General features: G+C 51.6%; 1 protein-coding gene. It reads right to left on the bottom strand.

Annotation, left to right across the window (positions count from 1 at the left end):
- On the bottom strand, positions 1-343 hold a 343-nt coding region (locus tag AC55NX_RS20945), incomplete at both ends, for a contractile injection system protein, VgrG/Pvc8 family (RefSeq protein ID WP_496997487.1).

Genomic DNA, 343 nt, shown 5'->3' with positions numbered 1-343 from the left:
CACCGTTTGGCGCACTCACGCCGCACCGAAAATGCGTAATCATTGATATTCATTTCCTGAAACAGCACCGAGAGAATTTCCGGCACGTCCAGTTGCTGGAAGATCCGGCTGTTATGGCGCAGCGACAGTCTTTCCAGTGACGGCACCAAGGTAAGTGAATAAAAGGTATGATGGTGACCGGTATCACCCCGGCTAAAGTTGCGGATAATGCCGTGAACTTTTTGCACGACCTCATGATCGCGCAGCACTTCAAGCAGTGCGGTGCTATCGACCATCTGCTCGAAACTCAGGTCGCTGTTGCGACTGGCAATATCGATGGTATAGCGATAGCCATAAACCGGCT

The organism is Vibrio rubrogenes (assembly GCF_059641415.1).
The sequence above is the reverse complement of the archived record's forward strand: the minus strand, read 5'-3'. Positions and strand labels throughout refer to the sequence as shown.